This is a genomic window from Haloferax gibbonsii ATCC 33959 (genome assembly GCF_000336775.1).
Taxonomy (GTDB): domain Archaea; phylum Halobacteriota; class Halobacteria; order Halobacteriales; family Haloferacaceae; genus Haloferax; species Haloferax gibbonsii.
The window spans coordinates 180,802-202,406 of the sequence record NZ_AOLJ01000028.1 but is presented as its reverse complement, the minus strand read 5'-3'; the positions used below and the strand labels follow the sequence as shown (position 1 = coordinate 202,406).

Here is a 21,605-nt window from a genome sequence, read left to right as displayed (position 1 = left end):
CCAACAATTCCCGAGCGTAGAAACCGCATGGGACACCTAGTCACATCGGTCGCGCCGCTGCCGCTGCAGGGCGGTGGCCTCGGCCGATTCATCGACCCGTTCGTACAGTTCCTGACCGACATCACCAACCTGGAGCCCGTCCTCCTGCAGTTGCTCGCGTTCGGCCTCCTGCTCGGGGGCGTCTACGCGCTGACGGCGCTCGGGCTGACCATGATATTCGGCGTGATGGACGTCATCAACTTCGCCCACGGCGTCTTCCTCGTCGTCGGGATGTACTCGGTGTGGTTGGTCTCCGAGATGGCGGGTATCAGCCCGTTCCTCGGCATCCCCATCGCCGCCGCAGTGCTGTTCGTCCTCGGGGTGGTCGTCCACGTACTCACGGTCGAACCCATCATCGAGGCCCCCCAGCAGAACCAGCTCATCGCCACGCTGGGCGTCCTCTTTATCATCCAGTCGGCCATCGAAATCGTGTTCACGCCCGACCCCCAGCAGGTCGAACTCTCGCTCGGGTCGATACAGGTCGGCGGCGTCTTCATCCCGCTCGGGCAGTTCTACGCGCTCGTCATCGCGCTCGGGACGATGCTCGCCGTGCGGGCGTTCCTGAACCGGACCGACCTCGGCCGGAAGATTCGCGGCACGGCCGACAACCGCGACGGCGCGCGCTACGTCGGCATCAACGTCCGCCGCATCAACTACCTCACCTTCGGTATCGGCGCGGCGCTGGCCGGCGTGGCCGGCGGCTCCATCGCGCTGTTCCAGCGGTTCGACCCCTTCACGGGCGAGACGTACCTCATCAACGCCTTCGTCATCGTCATCCTCGGCGGCCTCGGCTCGTTCCCCGGCGCGTTCGTCGGCGGCCTCATCGTCGGGATGATTCAGGTGTTCGGCGGCTACTACCTCCCCGGGACCACCGCGCAGGTGCTCATCTTCCTGCTTTTCATCGGGACGCTCCTCGTCAAGCCCGAGGGCCTCTTCGGAGGTGCTGAGGCGTGAGCGCCATCGAGACCGTCCGCGACCGCTACCGGACGTTCGACGACCAGCGGTACGCCCCGCTGGTGAAGGGCGTCGCGCTGTTCGGTCTGCTCGCGGCGCTCCCGACGATTATCGAAATCGACGTCGCCGGGATGGAACTCGCGGCACTGCTGAGCCTGAAAGTGCTCATCCTCACGGTCATCTACGCCTACACGGCCCAGGCGTGGAACATCATGTCCGGCTACACCGGGCAGTTCTCCTTCGGGCACGCGGCGTTCTTCGGCATCGGCGCGTACGCCACGCAGGCGCTCGTCGTCGACGCCGCGGTGAACCCCTGGATCGGAATGCTCGTCGGCGGCGTGCTGGCCGGGGGGTACGGGCTCATCATCGGCGCGCTCTCGTTCCGCTTCAAACTGCAGGGCCACTACTTCGCGCTGGCGACGCTCGCGTTCGCGGAACTGCTCCGCTTCGTCGTCACCAACATGTCGGAGCTCCGCGGGGCCAACGGCTACTTCAAGGCGTTCCCGCGGGACTACGGCGCGGAGTACGGCCTCGTCGCCTTCCAGTTCCAGAACGACCTGCCGTACTACTACCTCATCGTCGGCTTCCTGCTCGTCGTGACGCTCGTCTCGTGGCTCATCAAGAACTCGTGGGTCGGGCTGTACTTCTTCGCCATCCGCGAGGACGAGCGGGCCGCCGCCAGCGTCGGCGTGCCGAGCTTCCGGTACAAGCTCATCGGCGTCGCCGTCAGCGCCTTCTTCACCGCCCTCGGCGGTGCCTACTGGTCGATGTACTTCAACACCATCCGCCCCGACACCGTGTTCGCGCTGTTCAAGAACGTCGAACTGCTCCTCCCCGCCGTCGTCGGCGGGCCGGGGACGCTTCTGGGCCCCATCGTCGGCTCGTTCATCGTCACGCCGGTCAGCGAAATCGCGCGGACGACGTTCTCCGACATCAACGGCCTCGACCGCATCATCTACGGCGCGTTCCTCGTGGCCATCGTCATCTACTCGCCGCGCGGCGTCGTCAGTTGGCCGAGCCAGGCGCGCGCGCTCTGGGAGCGCGTCCGCGGTGACGAGGAGGTGAACGAGTGATGTCGGCAGACGAGACGAACGCGCAGAGCGTCGACGACGCGGACGCCGACATCGACCGCGACGGCGAGCAGATTCTGTCGGTCGAGGGCGTCGGCAAGCGCTTCTCCGGCCTGCAGGCGCTCGACGACGTGGACATGACCGTCAACCGCGGCGAGATTATCGGCCTCATCGGGCCGAACGGCGCGGGCAAGACCACGCTGTTCAACTGCATCAGCGGGGCGTTCCCGCCGACGAGCGGGACCGTCAGGCTCGACGGCGAGGTCATCTCCGGCCTCCCGGCGCACAAAATCGCGCGGGCGGGGCTGGCGCGGACGTTCCAAATCACGCGCCCGCTGGAGGAACTGACCGTCGTCGAGAACGCGATGGTCGGCGCGCACATCCACACCCGCCGCCGGGGCGAGGCGCGCGAAATCGCCATGGAGACCCTCGAATTCGTCGGGCTCGCGGACAAGGCCGAAGAGGAGGCGGGCGAACTCACCGTGGGCGCACAGAAGCGCCTCGAACTCGCCCGCGCCGTCTCGACGCGGCCGGAAATCCTGCTCCTCGACGAGATTATGGCGGGGCTCACCCCGTCGGAGTCGAACCAGATGCTCGACCTGTTCCGCCAACTCCGCGAGCGCGGGACGAGCCTCCTCATCATCGAACACGACATGAAAGCCATCATGAACATCTCGGACTACGTGAAAGTGCTGGACCAAGGGAAGGGCATCGCCTTCGGCGCGCCCGAGACGGTGGTCGAAGACGACCGCGTCATCGAGGCCTACATCGGGGGGTTCGACGTCGATGCTTGAACTGAGCGGCGTCCGCGCCGGCTACGACGACATCGAGGTGCTCCACGGCGTCGACATGCACGTCGACGAGGGCGAAATCGTCGCGCTCATCGGCTCGAACGGCGCGGGCAAGACGACGACGATGCGCACCATCTGCGGCATCCTCTCGCCGAGCCGCGGCGAGATAACCTACCGCGGCGAGGCGATTCACTCGAAGGCGTCCCACGAAATCGTCGAGCGCGGCATCGTGCAGGTCCCCGAGAACCGCGACCTGTTCACCAACATGACCGTCATCGACAACCTGCTTCTCGGCGCGCAGACCGAGGAGGCGAAGGCGGACCGCAGGGAGAACCTCGACGAGATGCTGGAGCTGTTCCCCCGGCTCGCGGAGCGCAAGAACCAGCGCGCCGGCACCATGTCCGGCGGGGAACAGCAGATGCTGACCCTCGCCCGCGCGCTCATGGGCGAGCCCGACCTGCTCATCCTCGACGAGCCCTCCATCGGGCTCGCGCCGCACCTCGTTCAGGAGGTGTTCGACGTCATCGAGGACATCCACGCGCAGGGCATGACGGTCCTCATGGTCGAACAGAACGTCCAGCAGACGCTCAAGCTGGCCGACCGGGGCTACGTCATGGAGAACGGCCGCATCAGCATGACCGCCGACGGCGACGAACTCCTCGAAGACGAGGGCGTCGTCGAGGCGTACCTCGGGGTGTGAGATGACCGACGAAGCGCTCGCGTCGTTCGTGTCCGACCTCGACCGGGGCGACCTCCCCGCGTCGGTCGCCGACCGCGCGTCCCTCGTCGTCGCCGACACCATCGGCGCGGTGCTGGGCGGCGCGTCGGACCCCGCGGTCGCCGCGCTGGCGCGCCGGTGGGCCGACGAGAACGGCGGCGAATCGACCATCATGGGGACCGCGGGCGAGCGGACCTCGGCGTACCGCGCCGCGTTCGTCAACGCGGCCGCCGGGAGCGTCCTCGAACTCGACGAGGGCCACCGCTTCGCGGCCGGCCACCCCGCGATTCACGTCCTCCCCGCGCTCCTCGCGGACGGCGAGTCGGCCTACCGCAGCGGCGACGAGTTCCTGACGGCGTTCGTCGCCGGCTACGAGGCGGCGGTCCGCGCCGCCGAGACGGTCGTCCCGCTCGCCGACGGCCTGCACCCCCACGGCGTCTGGGGCGGCGTCGGCACCGCCGCGGCCGTCTCCCGGCTCCGCGGCCTCGACGCCGAGACGACGCTCGACGCGATGCGCATGGCGGCGAACTACGCCCAGCACACCCGGTTCGAGGCGGCCACGGAGGGCGCGACAGTCAGGAACGGCTACGTCGGGATGAGCAACCTCTCGGGTCTCCTCGCGGTCGACCAGGCCGAATCGGGGTTCACCGGTCTCGACGACGGCGTGGCGCGACACCTCGAACCCGTGGCCGCGGACGGTCCCGACCGGAGCGCCCTCGCCGACGGACTCGGCGAGCGCTGGGAACTCGAGCGCGGCTATTTCAAGGTCCACGCGGCCTGCCGCTACACCCACGCCGCCCTCGACGCCGTGGCGCTCCTCGTCGACGAGACGGGCGTCGACGCGTCCGACATCGAGTCGGTCAGCGTCGAGACGTACCCCGCGGCGGCGGCGCTGTCGGACCCCGCGCCCGAGAACGCGTTGCAGGCGAAGTTCTCTCTCCCCTTCGCCGTCGCCTCGGCGCTGACGACCGGTGAGACCGGCAAGGAGGCGTTCACCGACGAGGCGCTCACGAAGGCCGCGCTCGGGTTCGCCCGCCGCGTCGACGTGGTCGCCACCGAGGAGTTCGCGGCCCGCGCCCCCGACGAGCGCGGCGCGCGCGTCACCGTCGAGACGAGCGACGGCGAGCGGTACGCCCGCGAGGTGCGCGCCGCCCGCGGCGGCGAGCGCGACCCCTTCACCGAATCGGAACTCCGAGCGAAGTTCGACCGGCTCGTCGCGCCCGTCATCGGCGACGGCGGCGTCGACGACCTCTGGACCGCGGCGACCGAACCCGCCGCCCCCCGCGTGCTCTGCGCCCTCACACGGGCCTGAGCACCCTTTCGACCACGCATTCAGACCATGATTTCACAGGAGCCAGTCCGAGACTGGGAACGACAGGTGTACCGCTTTCTGACCGACGAGATACCCGACGGCGTGCGCGCCGACGGGGCGCGAATCGTCGCGGACGTGCTCGCGGCGACCGTCGCGGGGGCGGCCGCACCACAGCACGCGGGCGTCTTCCGCGACGCGGCGCTGGCCGACGGCCCGGCGTCCGTCCTCGGGACCGACCGCCGCGTCGACCCGTCGCAGGCGGCGCTGTTGAACGCGACGGCGGCGATAACACAGGAGATAGAGGAGGGCCACAACCGGGGCGGCCACGTGGGCGCGAGCATCGTCGCGGGCGCGGTGGGCGTCGCCGAGGCCCACGACGTCGACGGCGAGACGTTCGTGGACGCCTGCGTCCGCTCCTACGAGCTGTGCGCGCGCTTCGAGTACGCCATCTTCGCGATGAAGGCCCGGATGAACGAGGCGATTCCGTGGCTCGTCCGCGACCCGCACTCGACGTGGACGACGCTCGGACCGGCGCTGACCGCCGCCGTCTGCGCGGGGCAGTCGCCCGACGAAGTGCGCGAGACGGTCCGCACCGCGCTGAACCTCGCGGTCGTCTCCATGCACGACCCCTTCGCCGAGGGCGCGCCGTCGCGGAACGTCACCGCCGGCTTCTCCGCGCAGGCCGGCGTGAGCGCCGCGACGCTGACCGCCGCCGGACTCCGCGGGTCGCCCGCAGCGATGGAGGCAGTCTACGACCCGTTCGAGACGCTCCTCGGTGACGGCGAGTTCGCCGCCCTCTTCGACTCGCTCGGCGACGACTGGTGGATTACCGAGGCCTACCAGAAGCCGTACCCGTCGTGTCGCTACACCCACGCCCCGCTCGACGCCCTGCGGGACGCCGGTGCGGACGACCTCACGCCCGCCGACGTGGACCGAATCGACGTGTACACCTACCGCAACGGCGTCGATATGAGCCACGCGCGACCCGAGACGCTCACCGCGGCGAAGTTCTCGACGCCGTACGTCCTCGCCCGCTGGGTCGCGGACGGACGCGTCGAACTCGACCACTTCCTCGAAGACGCGCTCGGCGACGAGGCCGTACAGGCGCTCTCGGAGCGCGTCCACCTGCACGCGGACGAGGCGTTCGAGCGGGCGTTCCCCGACGACTGGGGCGCGCGCGTCGAAGTGACCGCCCGCGACGGGAGCCGCTACGTCGGCGAGCGCGAGTACCCCCGCGGCGACTACCGCGACCCGCTCTCGGGGGCCGACCTCGCCTCGCGCAACCGCGACCTGCTCGCGTTCGGTCTCGGCGACGACGCCGCAGACGAGGCGCTCGACGCGCTCTCGGCGGTGGATTCGAGTCCGGTCCGCGAGACCGTCGCCGCGCTGACGCGGGACTAGTCCGAACGCTCGTTCGGTTTCCCCGAACGAAACGCCAACAATTATTACCGCACTCAGTCATTGATAACTATGAACACGGACGGGCGCGAGACGGCCGGGACAATCGGCGCTACGAAAACGTCGTTCGGCATCGTCGAACACATCAGAGACCACGACGCGAGCGGGGTGTCGGAGATAGCGAACGACCTCGGCATCTCGAAGAGCACGGCCCACAACCACCTCAAGACGCTCGCGGAGCTCGGCTACGTCGTCAGGCAGGGCGACGAGTACGCGCTGGGTCTGAAGTTCCTCGACCTCGGCGACCACGCACGGACGCGACACGCGCTGTATCACGCTTCCATCGGCGAGATGGACGACCTCGTCGAGGCCGTCGGCGAGCGCGGACAGGTGATGGTCGAGGAGAACGGCCGCGGCGTCTACATCTATCAGGTGAAGTCCGAACAGGGCCTCCAGACCGACTCGCACATCGGCACGACGGTCGACCTCCACACCACGTCGGTCGGCAAGTCCTACCTGGCCTTCTGCGACGAGGAGCGCCGAAACGAGATTCTCGACGGCGAACTGACGCGGCTGACGACGAAGACGATAGACGACCGCGACGCCCTCGAAGCCGAGTTGGCGACGATTCGCGAGCGCGGCTACGCCTTCAACGACGAAGAGCGCATCACCGGCATGCGGGCGGTCGGCGCGCCGATTCTCTCCGACGACGGGACCATTCTCGGCTCTATCAGCGTCTCCGGTCCCACCACCCGGATGAAAGGCGAGTGGTACCACACGGAAGTGCCGGAGATGGTGACGCAGGCCGCCCGCGTCATCGGCATCCGCGCGACGTACTCGTAATCGCCTCGCAGTGACGAACGGCCGTTCGGCTGTGCTGTATTTCGTGCGATATTTGACGGTTGACGTGCGCGACATCCGGTGCCCGGAGACCGAGTCGACCGGGCGCGGAATCAGATTACATACTTATGCTTGTAACGCACCTCCGAGAGAGTCGGCCCCGACATTCGTAACACGGGGCGACTGACTCGCGAGCCGGTGGCTTCAAGGCGATTCACTCCTGACGAATATATAAGAAAATCAGATACAGCCCACAATTTGATAGTTCTTTTCGAAACGGGAATCAAAACGCGAGAAAGGTGGCCAGTCAACCGTAGCGACACGACTGTGACCGGCCGAGGGAATACGTTCGTCAGCCTGAGCTAATCACCTCAAATCACTATCTGACGGCGTCATTGTGGCATCGAGCCCACAACAGCATCACTGATTCATCTCCGTATATTAGACGCTGAACGTCCGTTCGATTCGCTTCGTCACGCGGTCAGTCATGGATAGACAGACAGATAACTAAACCGATACATGTGCAAATATATCGGATAAATACTGTTGTGTCCGGTTCGGCTCCGGCGACTGCCGAGAGGGGATGCGGCGGCGGCGGCGGTCGAGAGCGGCGGCAGCCGAGAGCGCCGCCGCTCGAAGCGGTCGGCTGGGCGGGGACCGCACGTGTCCCGGTCGCCGGCCGCGGAGCGAGTCAGTCGGCCATCGGGGCCTGCAACTCGCGTTCGACCTCGTCGTCGACCTCGACGGGACCCTCGGCGAAGACGACGCCGTGGGCACCCTCTCGCTCCTTCGCGCTCGCCGCGACGCGGACGAACGACGCCTTCTCGCGGGCGTCCGGGATAGTGTGACCGCCGCAGTAGCTCACACCCGAGCGAACCCCGCCGAGGAACTCCTCGACGAGCGGTTCGACCGGCCCCTTGTGGGGCGTGAGCGCCTCGACGCCCTCGCCCGCGTCGACGTCGCTCTGTTTGTCGTCGCGGTCGTCGGCGGCCTCTGTCGAGGCCATCCCGCGGGAGCGCTTGTACGTCTCGCCGTCGACCTCGACGACGCGGCCCGGTGCCTCGTCGGTGCCGGCGAAGAAGCTCCCCATCATGACGGTGTCCGCGCCGGCCATGAGCGCCTTCGCGGCGTCGCCGGAGGTCCGAATCCCCCCGTCGGCCATGACGTGGATGCCGAGGTCGTGCGCCCGCTCGGCGCACTCCGAGACGGCCGTGAGCTGCGGATAGCCCGCGCCCGCGACCTCGCGGGTCGTGCAGTGCGAACCCGGCCCGACACCGACTTTCACACAGCCCGCGCCGGCCTCCCAGAGGTCTTCGACGGCCGCCGGCGTGACGACGTTACCCGCGACGATTTCGGGGTCGAACTCGTCGCGAATCCGTTCGACGGCGTCCAGACACCGCTCCATGTGCCCGTGAGCGATGTCCATGACGACGGCGTCGGCGCCGGCGTCGAGGAGCGCCTCGGTCCGGTCGAGGTAGTCCTCGTTGATGCCGACCGCGCCCGAGACGGTCCCGCCCGCCTCGGCGACGCGGCGGGCCTGTTCGGCCTGCTCGTCCACGTCGAGGAAGCGGTGGACGACGCCGAGGCCGCCGAGGCCGGAGAGCGCCGCCGCGAGGTCCGCTTCGGTCACGGTGTCCATGGCCGCGCTGACGAGCGGCGTGTCGAGGCGCAAGTCCGGCGTCACGTTGGTCGAGAGGTCCACGTCGCTCCGGCTGTCGACCGGGGAGCGCTGTGGGACCAGCAATACGTCTCCGTAAGAGAGTCCTGTGCGAATCTCCATCGTAACCCTCCACAGCCGAAGGGTGGGACGGTAATAACGCCCACGAACGCGGTTCGCGTCGCCGCGGAACGAAACTATTACGCGCTGGCGCTCGTCTGTTAACTAACACACGGCGCCGCGTGTCGTGCGAATCTCCAACCCATCGTAACCCCAAGACGTTCGCCGTTCGCGGGCCGTGTGGTTCGAACCGTTCGCGAGCGACGGCGTCGCGCGGGAGCGAAGTATCGAACTCGAATCCGGGGCAGGGTTCGCAAGCGTTTTGTTAGACTGATATTGACAGAGACGTGCCGTACCGACCGTACCACCTCGAGTCGGTCACGGTAGGTGGACCAGAGGCAACCCACAGCGTCGCGATTGGTCCCTGTCTCGTACTTCCCGGACCGAAGGAATTTCTTCCGGGGAGTTCCTTACGCAGGTATGCAGACTGTCATTCTCGCCGCCGGCCGCGGCACCCGGATGCGTCCGCTCACGGACCGCCGACCCAAGCCGATGCTCCCCGTGGCCGACCGGCCGCTCGTCGCGCACACCGCCGACGCCGCCGTCGAGGCGGGCGCGACGGACATCACGCTCGTCGTCGGTTACGAGGCCGATGACGTGCGCGACTACTTCGGCGACGAGCGCGCCGGCGTCCCGGTCGAGTTCGCCGTGCAGTCGGAACAGCGCGGGACGGCCGACGCGGTCCGCGCCGCGGCCCCCCATCTCGACCCCGACGAACCGTTCGTCGTCCTCAACGGCGACGCGCTGTACGACGTGCCGTCGCTTTCGACGCTGTACGAGGGGACGCCCGCAGTCGGGTCGTTCCGCGTCGACGACCCGAGTTCCTACGGCGTCCTCGACACCGACGACGAGGGCTTCGTCACCGGCGTCGTCGAAAAACCCGAACACCCGCCGTCTGACCTCGTTAACGCCGGCGCGTACGTCTTCCCGGCCGAGGCCCACGGCTGGCTCGACGTGGACGAGAGCGACCGCGGCGAACTCGAACTGACCGACGTACTCGCGGCGACCTGCGAGGCCTACGACGTGCGCGGCGTCGCCTTCGACCGCTGGCTCGACGTGGGGCGACCGTGGGAGCTTCTCGAAGCCAACGAGTGGAAGCTCGGCGAACTCGAGCCGCGAATCGACGGCGACGTGTCCGAGCGCGCCGAGCTCGACGGGCCGGTCGTCGTCGAGGAGGGCGCGACGGTTCGCTCCGGCGTGGTCATCGAGGGGCCGGTGCTCGTCCGCAGCGGGGCCACCGTCGGACCGAACGCCTACGTCCGCGGGCACACGCTCGTCGGCGAGAACGCCAAGGTCGGCCACGCGGTCGAGGTGAAAAACAGCGTCCTGATGGAGGGCGCGACGGTCGGCCACCTCTCGTACGTCGGCGACAGCCTCCTCGGCCGCGACGTGAACTTCGGCGCGGGGACCAAGGTCGCGAACCTCCGCCACGACGGCGAGCCCGTCCGACAGATGCTCAAGGGCGAACTCGTCTCCTCGGGCCGCCGGAAGTACGGCGTCGTCCTCGGCGACGGGGTGAAAACCGGCATCAACGCCTCGCTGAACGCGGGTGTCAGAATCCCGACCGGCGGGACGGTCAAACCCGGCGAGTCCGTGCTCTACGACCGCATCGACGGCGACGGCGACGGCGCGAGCGTCGAGACGGACGGCGACTCGCCGACCGCCGACGACGACTGACCGAGACGCCGCGAGAGCGCCCGTCTCGCCGGTTCGTGACACTATGGAAACATTTAATCCACCAAACAGTTATCAGACACAATAGCGAAGAATCACGACAGTACATGGACGGGACCGAGGGGGAGTCACCGACGATACGCGTGCTCTACGTCGACGACGACGAGGGGCTGTTGGCGCTGACGAAGCGGTTTCTCGAATCGACGGACGACGGTATCGAGGTCGAGACGACCGACTCGCCGCAGCGGGCGCTGGCGCTCCTCGAAAGGGAGTCGTTCGACGCGGTCGTCTCCGACTACCAGATGCCCGAGATGTCGGGTCTCGAACTCCTGTCGGTGCTCCGCGACGAGCGCGGCTCCGACATTCCCTTCGTCATCTTCACCGGGCGGAGCCGCGAGGAGGTCGCCATCGAGGCGCTGAATCTCGGCGCGGACAGCTACCTCCAGAAGGGCGGCGACCCGACGGCGCAGTACGGCGTCCTCCGGCAGACGCTCGTCAGAATCACGGAACACAGGCGCGCGGAGCAGCGCCTCCGGGAGCGCGAGGCGCATCTCCGCGTCACCCTCGACTCCATCGCCGAGGGCGTCGTCGCCACCGACGCCGGCGGGACGGTCACCCAGCTGAACCGAACGGCCGAGGAGATAACCGGCTACGACGCCGACGCCGCCGTCGGCAAGCCGCTTTCTGACGCGTTCCACCTCGTCAACGCGGAGACCGGCGAACGCATCGACCCGATGCAGCGCGTCGCCGAGGCGGGCGGGCCGGTCGAACTCGGCGCGGGAACGAAACTCGTCACGAGCGACGGCGACGAGCGGTACATCGAAGACAGCATGTCGCCCATCAGGACCGACGACGGGGAAGTCGAAGGGGTCGTCGTCGTGTTCCGCGACGTGACCGAGGCGTACCGCGAGCGGGAACGAAGAGAGCGCCAACGGCGGGCGCTCATCGACCTCGCGACCGACGAGACGGTCATCGCGGGGTCGTTCGAAGACGCCCTCCCGCGCATCACCGAGACGATGGCGACGGTGCTGAGCGTCGAGCGGGCGAGCGTCTGGCTGTTCGACGACGCCGAGACGCTCCGCTGTGTCGACCAGTACGACCAGGTGTCGGGCGAGCACACGGCCGGGGGGACGCTAACTGCGTCAAACTACCCGTCGTACTTCGAGGCGCTGGAGGCGAATCGGTCGCTCGGCGTCGACGACGTTCAGACCGACCCCGCGACCGCCGAACTACGGAACGGCTACCTCGAACCGAAGGGCATCACGTCGATGCTCGACGCGACAGTCAGGTCGGGCGGCGAGGTCGTCGGCGTCGTCTGTCACGAACACGTCGGCGAGCCGCGGCAGTGGCGGACCGACGAACTGCGGTTCGCCGCGGAGGTCGCCGACAACGTGGTCATCGCGCTCATGCGGGCGACCGACGTCGACGCGCTCCCGCCGAACGACGAGGGGGACGGGGCGGGGGAGGCGAACGCAGACGAGAGCGCTGACGAAAACGGAGAGTGAACCGACCGCCGCACGGGGCGACCCCCCAAGCCGGCCGATTCCGGGTCTACTTTTCGTCCGTTCGGAACCCCATCCGGTCAGTTCTCGTGACCGAATTCGAATATCGAACCCCCGATTCGGTTCGGGGGTTGAAAAACGTCGATTCCGCGGAGAATCCGGCGAAATCGGCGCATCACCGTGAAATCTAAAATGCCCGTAGCTCCAAAGAACGTGTATGTCGAACAGCAGCCGATTCGTCGTCGCGACGCACGTGCTGACTAACTTGGCGGTGCGGAGCGACGAGCGGCTGTCTTCCGACCGTCTCGCGTGGAGCGTCAACACGAACCCGGTGGTCATCCGTCAGCTTCTGTGTTCGCTCCGGGAGGCGGACCTCGTCGATTCCAAGCGCGGCCCGACCGGCGGTTTCACGCTGGCCCGCGAGCCGGACGCCATCACGCTTCGCGACATCTACGAGGCGGTGGAGGACGCCGAGCCGTTCTGTTTCCACACGAACGAACCGAACGACGAGTGCACCGTCGGCGAACACATCCAGCCGGTCCTCGGCGAACTGCTCGAGCCGGCGATTCAGGCGATGCTCGACGAACTCGACTCGGTCACCGTCGCGGAGGTCCACGAGGCGATTTTCGAGACGGCGGACGGCGACCCGCTCGAAGTGTAGTGTAGCGCCGCTCAGACCGTCGACTGGACCGTCTCGGCTTCGGCCGACTCTTCGTGCTCGGCGTCGAGCCACTCGGTGGCCCACTCCTGTATCTCGTCGAACACCGGGCACAGCGAGACGCCCTTGTCGGTCAGCGAGTAGTACGTCGCGACCGGCGCGTCCTCTTCCATCCGGCGGTCGACGAAGCCGTGTTCCTGCAGGTCGTCGAGGACGCGAGAGAGCGTCCGCGAACTCGCGCCGGTCGAGCGCTTCAGTTCGTTGAACCGCTTTTCACCGTCTTGGAGGTCGTGGAGGACGATGAGACGCCACTGCGACCCGATCTGCTTCAGCGAGTCGATGATGGGACAGGGGGCGTCGTCGAGGTTCATATCCGTGGCCATACACTCACCTCGGTTCCGACCCTCTTTAGCGGTTCGGTTAGTTTACCTGCTTTCGAAACGTTACCTGATTCGCCACCGGGCCGGTTGACCAGTTGGCCGGTCGACCGGCCGACTAGCCGACCGGTCCGCTCAGGCGAGCAACCGCGAGAGAAGGAGAAATACGCGCTTGAGATTCTTCGAGAGGCTCGACTGGTTCTCCGAGAAGAGTATCACCTCATCGTCCAACGCGTGAATCTGCAGGCACCGACCTCGGTCGGACAGGTCTTTGAGTTCGATTCCTCGGACCGAGTCGAGCGGGACGATGAGGTAGCGGTACTCTTCGTCTTGGATGTCGGCGTTACAGTGGTCGCCGTAGACGTGGATGCTCCGCTCCGTGACCGCGAGTTCGTAGCCGATGTAGCTCATCCCGGCGATTTCGGCCCCGGCGCGGCCGCCTTTGACCTTGCCTTTCAGGTTCGAGGCGTCGAGGAGGATTCCGTCAACCATACCGCCCGGTTCCGGGCGGGCGTTGGTAAGTATTCGCGCCCAGTTCTCCGAATTGATTCTGTGGGCGAGTACAAAGAAGCGAACCCGAGTCAGCGGCTACACTTCGGTCGAACGGTCATCTGACGACGGGGACCGACGTCGCCCGAGCCATCGGATTCGATAATCGAGTACGACGAGACGAGGTGGTTGACGATGTAGTCGACCGTCGAGGGGTCGTACGTCCAGAAGCCGGTGAAGCCGAACCCCGGTTCGGGCTCCTCGGCGACGAGCGCGCACTTGTAGTCGCCGACGCCGTTGCCGTCGTAGGCGACGAACCAGGAGCGCCGAATCTCGTCGGAGCGCGCGAGGTGGAGTTGGAACTGGTCGGCCTGCGGGACCTCGCCGTTCGGGTAGATGTACGCGTGGACCGAGAGGTCGTCGCGGTCGCCGAGGCGGCGGTACGTTTCGAGTTGCGGCCGGAGGTTTCCGCCGGACTGGAAGCCCGAGTGGAGTTCGCCCGCGCCGACGCGCCACGCGCGGTCCTCGATTTCGCGGGTGGCGTTGAGCATCTTCCGACGGTCGTAGGAGGTAAACAGCGTCTCGTCGAGGTGGTCGAGAATCGGCGCGTACGAGTCGCGTTCGAACCCCGGTTCGACGTCCTCGGGGCGCGTGAGGAGGTCGTCGACCGAGACCGCCGTGTGGAACTTGTCGCCGGTACCCAGCACCGCGTAGTTCGAAGGGCCCTCGTCGGAACTCGCAGACTCCACCGAGACGTTTCGATCCGCAAAGTGCTCGGCGAGTCGCTCGACGACGCCGGGGGTCGGATTGAACACCGTCAGTGTTCGCTCCGAGGCGGCGACGCCGGAGATGAGTTCGCTGAGAGACATTATCGGGGAAACGCTACACCGGGTTATTATTCTTTGCAATAATGTGGTATGCGAATCGGAACGATTCCGGACCCGAACGCGGTCGGTGCCCCGGTGAGTAGGAAGTCGCTACCGGGGGCCCGCGGATTCCTAACTAACCAGTTTCGGGGTGTATATTCGGTATGATTTCCGACGCCCCTCACACCCGCCCGTCCGCGGAAGTCGACGACGAACCCGGGACGGACGCCAGTTCGTGGTTCACCGCCGAGGTGCCCGATATCGTCGCCGGGCTCGAATCCTCGCAGTCCATCGGACCGCTCACCGCCGCGGCCGCCCGCGAACTCATCGCGGTCGGACGCGCGAGAGACGCGCTCGCGCTCGTCCTCGGCGAAGTCGACGGGTCGTGGCGGCGGTAGGACGGCGAGAGCCCGCGAGAAGGCGACGCGGCGAACGAACCGACATCGGCGGTCGGCGGACTACTCCTCACGCGAATTCGTGTCTCTGACGTACAGTTCCACCAGCGAATCGAGCAGGTGCGGCGCCAGTCGGAACCGAACGTCCACGCTGTTCTGCTCGCGGTCGTACGCGAGCTGTTGGACGTCTATCGCGGCCAGAAGCGTGCGCATCGCGTCGACGACGTAGTTGCTCGACCCCGCCTCGACGCGGAGGCTGTCGCCGAGGTGAATCGAGAGGCCGTCGACGACCGTCTCGTAACACGTCTTGCTCGGCGCGTCGATTCGCTGCGTTCGCTCGACGAGCCCGAGGCTCGAAAGCGTCTCGAGGCGGCGGTAGATGGTCGATTCGGAGACGTCGCAGTTCTCCGCGAGCTCCTCCGCGGTCATCGGCGCGCGGTTGCACGCCAACAGCACGTCCCGCGAGACCTCGTCACCGAGCGCGTCGAGGAGGTCGTCGTCCGACGACTCGGGAGGAATGTCGGTCTCGTCCGTCGCCGGGGGAGCGTCGCTCTCGTCGGTCAGCGGGCCCGGAGGGTCGTCTGCGGCCGAAAGAACGTCGTCCACGAGGTCGCGTCGGGTCATCGCGTGTTACCTGACGCGGGCAGGTAATATGTAATCGGTGCCTACAGTCGAGATAATATTCACTTATCGCCGAACGTTCGCGAACACCTGAAAATGACGGGTCGGACGCCGGAATCGAGCGTCGACGGCGGATTAATGGGCGCAAAATACGGAGGGCAGGCGGGGTTACCCGCCGCGTCACGTCGCCGCGCTTCTCACTCGACGGTGACGCACTTGGCGAGGTTACGCGGCTTGTCGATGGGCCGTTCGAGCAGGTCCGCCGCGTGGTACGCGACGAGCTGGAGCTGGACGTTGGCGAGGACGCCGGCGATGTCGGGGTGCGTGTCCGGAATCCGGAGCACGTGGTCGGCGAACTCGGTCACCTCGCCCGAGCGGTCGCTCGTGATGGCGATGACGGGCGCGCCGCGAGCCTGGACCTCCTTGACGTTGCTCAGCGTCGCCTCGTCGTCGTGGCCGGTGAAGATGGCGAACACCGGCGACAGCGGCGTGACGAGCGCCAGCGGCCCGTGTTTGAGTTCCGAGGCGGCGAACCCCTCGGCGTGTTCGTAGGATATCTCCTTGAACTTCAGCGCGCCTTCGAGGGCGACGGGGTGGGCGACCCCGCGGCCGATGAAGAAGTACGCGTCGCTGCCCTCGTACTCGATGGCAATCTCGCGGGCCATCGAGGTGTCGAGCACCTCCTGCACGTCGCCCGGGAGCCGCGACAGGGCCTCCATCAGGTCGCGCGCGGCGGGCGACTTCGCGCCGGTCACGTCCTCGACGATGCGCTCCGTGAGGAGCGTCAGCGCCGTCACCTGCGACGAGAACGTCTTGGTGGCCGCGACGCCGATTTCGGGACCCGCGCGGATGAGCAGTTCGTCGTCGCACTCGCGGGTTATCGACGAGCCGACGACGTTCGTGACCGCGAGGGTCCGCGCGCCGGCGGCGCGGGCGCGGCGCACGGCGTCGAGGGTGTCGGCGGTCTCACCGGACTGGCTGACCGCGACGACGAGCGTGTCGGGCGTCACCGGCGGCTTGATGACCGAGTACTCGCCCGCCATGAACGCGTAGGCGGGGATACCCCGGGAGTTGAGCAGCGACGCCGCGTACATTCCGGCGTGGTGCGAGGTGCCCATCGCGAGGAGGTGGACCTGCTTCACGTCGGCGAACGACTCCGGCGGGAACTCCTCGAGTTCGACGCCGCCGGCGTGGGTGTTCAGGCGGCCCTGCGTGGTCCGCCGGAGCGCGCCGGGCTGCTCGTGAATCTCCTTGTACATGTAGTGCTCGTAGCCGCCCTTCGTCGCCGTCTCGGGGTCCCACTCGACGTGTTCGACGGGGCGGTCGACCGCGCGGCCGGCCGAGTCGGTGATTTCGTAGCCGTCCGCGCGGGTGACGACGAAGTCGCCGTCGTGGAGGTAGACGACGCGCGCCGTGTGCTGGATGAACGCGGGCACGTCGCTGGCGAGGAAGTACTCGCCGTCGCCGACGCCGAGGACCAGCGGCGACCCGGAGCGGGTCGCGAAGATGGCCTCCTCGTCGCCGATGATGGCCGCGATGGCGTAGCTCCCCGAGAGGCTGCCGACCGCGGCGCGGAACGCCTCCTCGGGGGTCGCGCCGTCGCGGAGGTTCTCCTCGATGAGGTGCGGGACGACTTCGGTGTCGGTCTCGCTGCTGAAGACGTGGCCGCGGGACTCGAGGTCGCTGCGGAGCGACTGGAAGTTCGAGATGATACCGTTGTGGACGACGGCGATGCGGCCCGACTCGTCCGTGTGCGGGTGAGCGTTACCGTCGGTGACGCCGCCGTGGGTCGCCCAGCGGGTGTGGCCGATGCCGTAGTCGCCGGCGATGGGGTTCTGCTCGACGGCCGCGACGAGCTCGGAGACCTCGCCGACGCGCTTCGTCAGCGAGATGCCCGAGCCGTTCTTCACGGCGATGCCGGCCGAGTCGTAGCCGCGGTACTCCAGCCGCTGGAGTCCGTCGACGAGCGAGTCCACGGAGTTGTCCGCGCCGATGCAGGCGGTGATTCCGCACATCAGTGAGTCACCTCCACGCGCTCGCGAACGTCGCCGTGTAAGACCGTGCCGGGGCCGACGACGGCCTCCGCGCCGACGCGACTACCCGCCGTGAGCGTCACGTTCGCGCCGACCTCGGCGCGGTCGCCGATGATGCTGCCGAGCCGGCGGTCGGTGTAGAGCCGGCCTTCGAGGATGACGTCCGCCCGGCCGCCGGGCGAGACGACGCCGTCGCCGACGGTCGCGCCGGGGCCGACGACGGAGTCGCGGAGGACGACGCCCGCGCCGACCCGCGCGTCGGTCGAGAGGATGGAGCGCTCGATGACGCTGTTCGCGCCGACCGAGACGTTGTCTTGGAGGCACGAGCCGGCGCTGATGACCGCGCCCGGCCCCACGTCGCAGTCCTCGCCGACGACGACGTGGTCGCCGACGAGCGCGCGCTCGTGAATCCGCGCCGACTCGGCGACTGCGGAGTCGTGTCTGCGCGCGAGGAGCGTCTCCGTCACGGAGAGGAGCCCCCACGGGTGCGAGGGGTCGAGCCAGCCGCCGTTGACGAGGACGGACGTGACGTGCCCGTCGAGGTAGTGAATCACGTCGGGGAGTCGCGTCTCGCCGTCGTGCGGCGGGATGCGCCGGAGCGCCTCGAAGACGGCGTCGTCGAAGACGTAGACGCCCGCGTTGACGAGGTAGCCCTCGCTGTCGACGGCGTGTTCGTCGATGTCGGCGATGCGGCCGTTGTCCTCGACGACGACGCCGTACTCCTCGGGCGCTGTCTCTTATACACATCTCNGAGGTAGCCCTCGCTGTCGACGGCGTGTTCGTCGATGTCGGCGATGCGGCCGTTGTCCTCGACGACGACGCCGTACTCCTCGGGCGTGTCGGACTCGGCGACCGCGACCGTCGCCACCGAGTCGGTCGTCGAGAAGCGTTCGAGCACCGACGAGACGATGTCGGCGTCGACGACGTTGTCGCCGTTGCAGACGACGAAGGGGCCGGAGACGAGCCCCTCGGCGAGGAGGAGCGCGTGGCCGCTGCCGAGACGCGAGTCCTGGTGGACGAACTCGATGTCCGCGTCGGAGTAGGTCGCAGAGAGGTGCGACTGGATGCGGTCGGCGCGGTGGCCGACGACGACGACGACGCGCTCGATACCCGATTCGAACAGCGCGTCGAGGACGTACTCGACGACCGGCCGGTTGGCGACGGGGAGCATCGGCTTCGGTTGGAAGGTGGTGAGCGGGCGGAGCCGTCGCCCCTCGCCGGCCGCGAGGACGACCGCCTCGGTGATGCGGTCGTTCATTCGCGCCCTCCCGCGAGCGACGGACGTTCGGAACGTGGCCGTGACGGTGAGTGAGTCATAGAGGGAACAGGGACGGCGACGGGGATTGTTATACAGAGGGTTCCCCGAACCGGTCGCGCGTTAGGGTCGCGTGTGAGACTGTTGCAAGCGGCGAAAGCCGGCCTAAATCGGGAGGCAGGCGGGTTCGGCCGCTCCTAATCGGTGGGCATTCATCCGATGGTGTCGCCGAGCGGCCGAAGCCGCCACGTCGGTTGCACGGTCTGCGAATCACACTCGCGAGTCGAGAACGGGAGCGCGAGAGCCAGAAGCGGAGTGGGAACGAGAGAGTCTGAGAGAACGGACGTCGACGTGCGAGCGGCGACCAAGGCCGCCGCTGTTCGAACGCAGATCGAAGTAAAATCCGAATTGTTCGTTGTATCGTTCGCGACGCGGGCGCGCGAGACCGGCTCAGAGGTTGAGGCGGCCCTTGTACGACTCCATCGCGGTGATGGCCATGAGCGTCGCGGTGCTCAGCACGGCCCAGCCGGCGGCCGGAATCTGTTCGAGACCGGGGACGCCGAGCAGGCCGCCGGAGACGGTCGCGGCCACGCCGGCGGCGATGGCGAGGTTCCGTTTCGGCGACGCGGCGAGCGGCGCCGCCTGCTCGGCGTCGGTCTCGGTGCTGACGACGTCGCCGTCGAGGTACTGGTCGAGCTGCTTCGCGGTGTCGAGAAGCGTGATGTCACCGCGGTTCTTCTCGAAGTCGACGATGCCCGCCGAGTCCATCTTCGGGAGGTGACACTGGTACAGACCGATGTACACCCGCTTTCGCTGACTCGACGACAGCGCCTTTATCTCGATGCCGTTTTCCTTCGCGGCGATGAACTCGGCCATGTCGCCGAGCTTCGCCTCGCCGTCGTTCTCCTTGAGGTACCGGAGCGCGTCGCGCCGGCGTTGGTTCTTCAGAATCTCGAAGACGACGTCCTTCGAGAGCGCTTCGATTTCGGGTTGTTGTTGCTGTTCGGAAACCGCGTGAGACCCACCAGTCGTCTCCGCGAGTTGTTCGTTCGTCGTCTGGTCAACAACATCGGTGTCAGCTTGTAATGAATCGGTAACCATTGTTCCTTCCTCCCCCACTGTGTAGTCGGGTGCTACCGAGTGACGTGGTCAGTCGAGAGGGGAGACCACGTGACGTTTAGCACAGACCACAACCTTTGGATGCGCCCCACCAAGCGCGCCCCAGATTCAGAGGGTCAATCAACTAATAGGTTAAACGAGGATATATACTTGTCTGAGAATCCCACACTCTGATTTGTCCGACTGTTAGGGACGCAAAATCTGCGAGTAAACTGGTTGTAACAATCTATACTAACTCAGACTTTCAATGTATCCGATAGTAGCGTAGTCCTACCGCGAAGTGGCAGAGTGTCCCGGTTTTCCGTCTAAGGAAGCCGTTATCGAGAGGGACATCAAACTCGACTGGCAGTTAAACTCACGGATACGACGATTCGGCAGTAGCACCGACTGAGAATACGCGAGCGCGCCGGAGCGGGTGCCCACGGCGGTCGCGAGATGACGATTTATCCGGGGGTTATTCCACGAGCGCTTCGAAGGCGTCGGCCGAGGTGCCCTCGCGTCGCTCGGAGAGGTACTGCGCGAACACCAGCGCGAGGAGCGCCGCGGAGACGAACACCGCGATTGCGCTCCACGAGACGAGCGCGAATCCCGGGAGCCCCGCCCACACCCCGAGGATGAGCACCCAACTGAGCGCGCCGAGAAGCGCGTAGTACCGGCTCCACGACTCGCGCGCGTCGGGTTGCATCCAGAAGAACCCCCGCTTGGCGACGTTCGGGACGAGTTCGACGGAGCGCTCCTCGTCGTCGTAATCGACCAGCCCGGCGCTCTCGAGTTTCGGGAGGTGCGTCTGGTACAGCGAGATATACACGCGCTGTCGCTCTTCGTCGGTCACGTCCTCGACCGCCGTGCCGTTCTCTCGAGCCGCGACCATCGCCGCGAGTTGCTTCAACGAGATTGCTTCGCCCGCGCGGTGGAGGAAGTAGAGAATCTGCCTCCGGCGCGAGTTACTGAGGATGCGAAAGAGCTCGTCTTTTGATAGGGTTGTCATCGTCGTGTTCGGGGGCGGTCCTCGCACGCGATGCGAAAGGGGGAGCCGACCCGGTTGAGTCGTAGTACACCACAACCGACCTTTGTTATCGTGACGTTTCCGGGAGGCACCGGACCGGTTTCTAACGGGGATTAAGCTCATCTTCACGCGATATTTACTCGGAGACGGACCGTCAGCGGGAGGGAGTTATCTCGGTCTCGGAGATGATTACGTATCTCGTCGATTTCGAGAAAAGTCCTCGCGCCGGAATGGGAGCAAACTCGCGACAGCGGCGGTAAGGAACCCAATTGTCCAGTATAGAGGTGGCTAACAATACCCGATGGCGGCGATACTTAGATTCGAGACTACAATGTTCGAATTGACTGGCTTCCAGCGAGACCTGCTGTACGTGATTGCCGGCGCAGAGCGCCCGTCCGGGCAGGAGATTAAAGAGATGATCAGCAAGGACGTCGGGGAGGTGAACCACGGTCGGCTCTACCCGAACCTCGACGCCCTCGTCGAACAGGGGTACGTGAACAAGGGACAGCACGACCGCCGAACGAACTTCTACGAGATGTCCGAGAAAGGTCGCGAGTCCATCGTCGAGCGCCGAGACTGGGAAGACCGCCACGTCGGGTTCCTCGGATAGCACGCCGCCGTCCCCACAGCGGAGCGACGAACCGTCCGTTCGAACACCCGAGGGCGCGAGTGGGACGCTCGCCCCGGAAGAAACGAAGACGAGAACAGCTC

20 protein-coding genes and 2 pseudogenes are annotated in these 21,605 nt (G+C 66.9%); 12 read left to right on the top strand and 10 right to left on the bottom strand.

Translation table 11 applies throughout. The features are described 5' to 3' along the window. Window positions 1-27 precede the first annotated feature (27 nt). The 7 genes from C454_RS19015 (at window position 28) to C454_RS18985 (ending at window position 7,125) form a co-directional block, all read left to right on the top strand. Complete coding sequence (locus C454_RS19015; RefSeq protein WP_004978186.1) at window positions 28-993, top strand: branched-chain amino acid ABC transporter permease; 966 nt, start codon at window positions 28-30, stop codon at window positions 991-993. Beyond that, window positions 990-2,066 carry a branched-chain amino acid ABC transporter permease gene (locus tag C454_RS19010; RefSeq protein ID WP_004978184.1) on the top strand — a complete coding sequence of 359 codons (1,077 nt, stop codon included), beginning with the start codon at window positions 990-992 and terminating at the stop codon, window positions 2,064-2,066. The genes C454_RS19015 and C454_RS19010 overlap by 4 nt, the downstream gene beginning before the upstream one ends. Beyond that, on the top strand, window positions 2,066-2,857 hold the full coding sequence (locus C454_RS19005) for an ABC transporter ATP-binding protein (protein ID WP_004978182.1): 792 nt from the start codon (window positions 2,066-2,068) through the stop codon (window positions 2,855-2,857). The genes C454_RS19010 and C454_RS19005 overlap by 1 nt, the downstream gene beginning before the upstream one ends. Continuing rightward, on the top strand, window positions 2,850-3,554 hold the full coding sequence (locus C454_RS19000) for an ABC transporter ATP-binding protein (RefSeq protein WP_004978179.1): 705 nt from the start codon (window positions 2,850-2,852) through the stop codon (window positions 3,552-3,554). The genes C454_RS19005 and C454_RS19000 overlap by 8 nt, the downstream gene beginning before the upstream one ends. A 1-nt stretch (window position 3,555) precedes the next feature. Next, entirely contained in the window at window positions 3,556-4,884 is a 1,329-nt protein-coding gene (locus C454_RS18995) for an MmgE/PrpD family protein (RefSeq protein ID WP_004978176.1), read from the top strand. 27 nt (window positions 4,885-4,911) lie between these two features. Further along, window positions 4,912-6,285, top strand: coding sequence for an MmgE/PrpD family protein (locus tag C454_RS18990; protein ID WP_004978175.1), 1,374 nt, complete (start codon window positions 4,912-4,914; stop codon window positions 6,283-6,285). A gap of 69 nt (window positions 6,286-6,354) precedes the next feature. Next, window positions 6,355-7,125, top strand: a complete 771-nt coding sequence (locus C454_RS18985; protein ID WP_004978172.1) for an IclR family transcriptional regulator — start codon at window positions 6,355-6,357, stop codon at window positions 7,123-7,125. A gap of 688 nt (window positions 7,126-7,813) precedes the next feature. Here C454_RS18985 and C454_RS18980 read toward each other — a convergent pair. Further along, a complete protein-coding gene (locus tag C454_RS18980; protein WP_081605271.1) occupies window positions 7,814-8,902 on the bottom strand; it encodes a guanosine monophosphate reductase in 1,089 nt (362 codons plus the stop codon). A 417-nt stretch (window positions 8,903-9,319) separates the two neighbouring features. Here C454_RS18980 and glmU point away from each other — a divergent pair, with 417 nt between their 5' ends. The 3 genes from glmU to C454_RS18965 all read left to right on the top strand — a co-directional run bounded on the left by glmU (window position 9,320) and on the right by C454_RS18965 (window position 12,736). Next, window positions 9,320-10,576: a bifunctional sugar-1-phosphate nucleotidylyltransferase/acetyltransferase gene (gene glmU / locus C454_RS18975; RefSeq protein ID WP_004978167.1), complete on the top strand. Its 1,257-nt coding sequence runs from the start codon at window positions 9,320-9,322 to the stop codon at window positions 10,574-10,576. A 104-nt stretch (window positions 10,577-10,680) separates the two neighbouring features. Then, complete coding sequence (locus C454_RS18970) at window positions 10,681-12,078, top strand: response regulator (protein WP_004978166.1); 1,398 nt, start codon at window positions 10,681-10,683, stop codon at window positions 12,076-12,078. Between the two features lie 214 nt (window positions 12,079-12,292). Then, complete coding sequence (locus C454_RS18965; RefSeq protein ID WP_004978164.1) at window positions 12,293-12,736, top strand: Rrf2 family transcriptional regulator; 444 nt, start codon at window positions 12,293-12,295, stop codon at window positions 12,734-12,736. Between the two features lie 11 nt (window positions 12,737-12,747). Here the strand turns inward: C454_RS18965 and C454_RS18960 are convergent, their stop codons facing one another. The 3 genes from C454_RS18960 to C454_RS18950 form a co-directional block, all read right to left on the bottom strand. Continuing rightward, window positions 12,748-13,116 carry a winged helix-turn-helix transcriptional regulator gene (locus tag C454_RS18960; RefSeq protein ID WP_008094018.1) on the bottom strand — a complete coding sequence of 123 codons (369 nt, stop codon included), beginning with the start codon at window positions 13,114-13,116 and terminating at the stop codon, window positions 12,748-12,750. A 129-nt stretch (window positions 13,117-13,245) separates the two neighbouring features. Then, on the bottom strand, window positions 13,246-13,602 hold the full coding sequence (locus tag C454_RS18955; RefSeq protein ID WP_004978160.1) for a hypothetical protein: 357 nt from the start codon (window positions 13,600-13,602) through the stop codon (window positions 13,246-13,248). Window positions 13,603-13,691: 89 nt separating this feature from the next. After that, window positions 13,692-14,468, bottom strand: coding sequence for a DICT sensory domain-containing protein (locus C454_RS18950; protein ID WP_004978158.1), 777 nt, complete (start codon window positions 14,466-14,468; stop codon window positions 13,692-13,694). Between the two features lie 161 nt (window positions 14,469-14,629). Here C454_RS18950 and C454_RS18945 point away from each other — a divergent pair, with 161 nt between their 5' ends. Continuing rightward, window positions 14,630-14,863 (top strand): hypothetical protein, encoded by a 234-nt coding sequence (locus tag C454_RS18945; RefSeq protein ID WP_004978156.1) that lies wholly within the window; start codon window positions 14,630-14,632, stop codon window positions 14,861-14,863. Between the two features lie 60 nt (window positions 14,864-14,923). On the opposite strand, the gene C454_RS18940 is transcribed toward C454_RS18945, so the two are convergent. The 6 genes and pseudogenes from C454_RS18940 to C454_RS18915 all read right to left on the bottom strand — a co-directional run bounded on the left by C454_RS18940 (window position 14,924) and on the right by C454_RS18915 (window position 20,876). Next, complete coding sequence (locus C454_RS18940; protein ID WP_004978154.1) at window positions 14,924-15,484, bottom strand: helix-turn-helix domain-containing protein; 561 nt, start codon at window positions 15,482-15,484, stop codon at window positions 14,924-14,926. Window positions 15,485-15,678: 194 nt separating this feature from the next. Then, window positions 15,679-17,496, bottom strand: coding sequence for a glutamine--fructose-6-phosphate transaminase (isomerizing) (glmS, locus tag C454_RS18935; RefSeq protein ID WP_004978152.1), 1,818 nt, complete (start codon window positions 17,494-17,496; stop codon window positions 15,679-15,681). Continuing rightward, window positions 17,496-18,197 (bottom strand): annotated as a pseudogene (locus C454_RS21400) (sugar phosphate nucleotidyltransferase); the annotation flags it as partial. The pseudogene C454_RS21400 and the gene glmS, both read right to left, overlap by 1 nt. An 80-nt stretch (window positions 18,198-18,277) precedes the next feature. Next, window positions 18,278-18,772: pseudogene (locus tag C454_RS21395) on the bottom strand (nucleotidyltransferase family protein); the annotation flags it as partial. Window positions 18,773-19,219: 447 nt separating this feature from the next. After that, on the bottom strand, window positions 19,220-19,870 hold the full coding sequence (locus C454_RS18920) for a DUF7344 domain-containing protein (protein ID WP_004978151.1): 651 nt from the start codon (window positions 19,868-19,870) through the stop codon (window positions 19,220-19,222). A 472-nt stretch (window positions 19,871-20,342) separates the two neighbouring features. Next, complete coding sequence (locus C454_RS18915) at window positions 20,343-20,876, bottom strand: DUF7344 domain-containing protein (RefSeq protein WP_004978149.1); 534 nt, start codon at window positions 20,874-20,876, stop codon at window positions 20,343-20,345. Window positions 20,877-21,225: 349 nt separating this feature from the next. Here C454_RS18915 and C454_RS18910 point away from each other — a divergent pair, with 349 nt between their 5' ends. Further along, window positions 21,226-21,504: a PadR family transcriptional regulator gene (locus C454_RS18910; protein WP_004978148.1), complete on the top strand. Its 279-nt coding sequence runs from the start codon at window positions 21,226-21,228 to the stop codon at window positions 21,502-21,504. The last annotated feature ends 101 nt before the right edge of the window (window positions 21,505-21,605 follow it).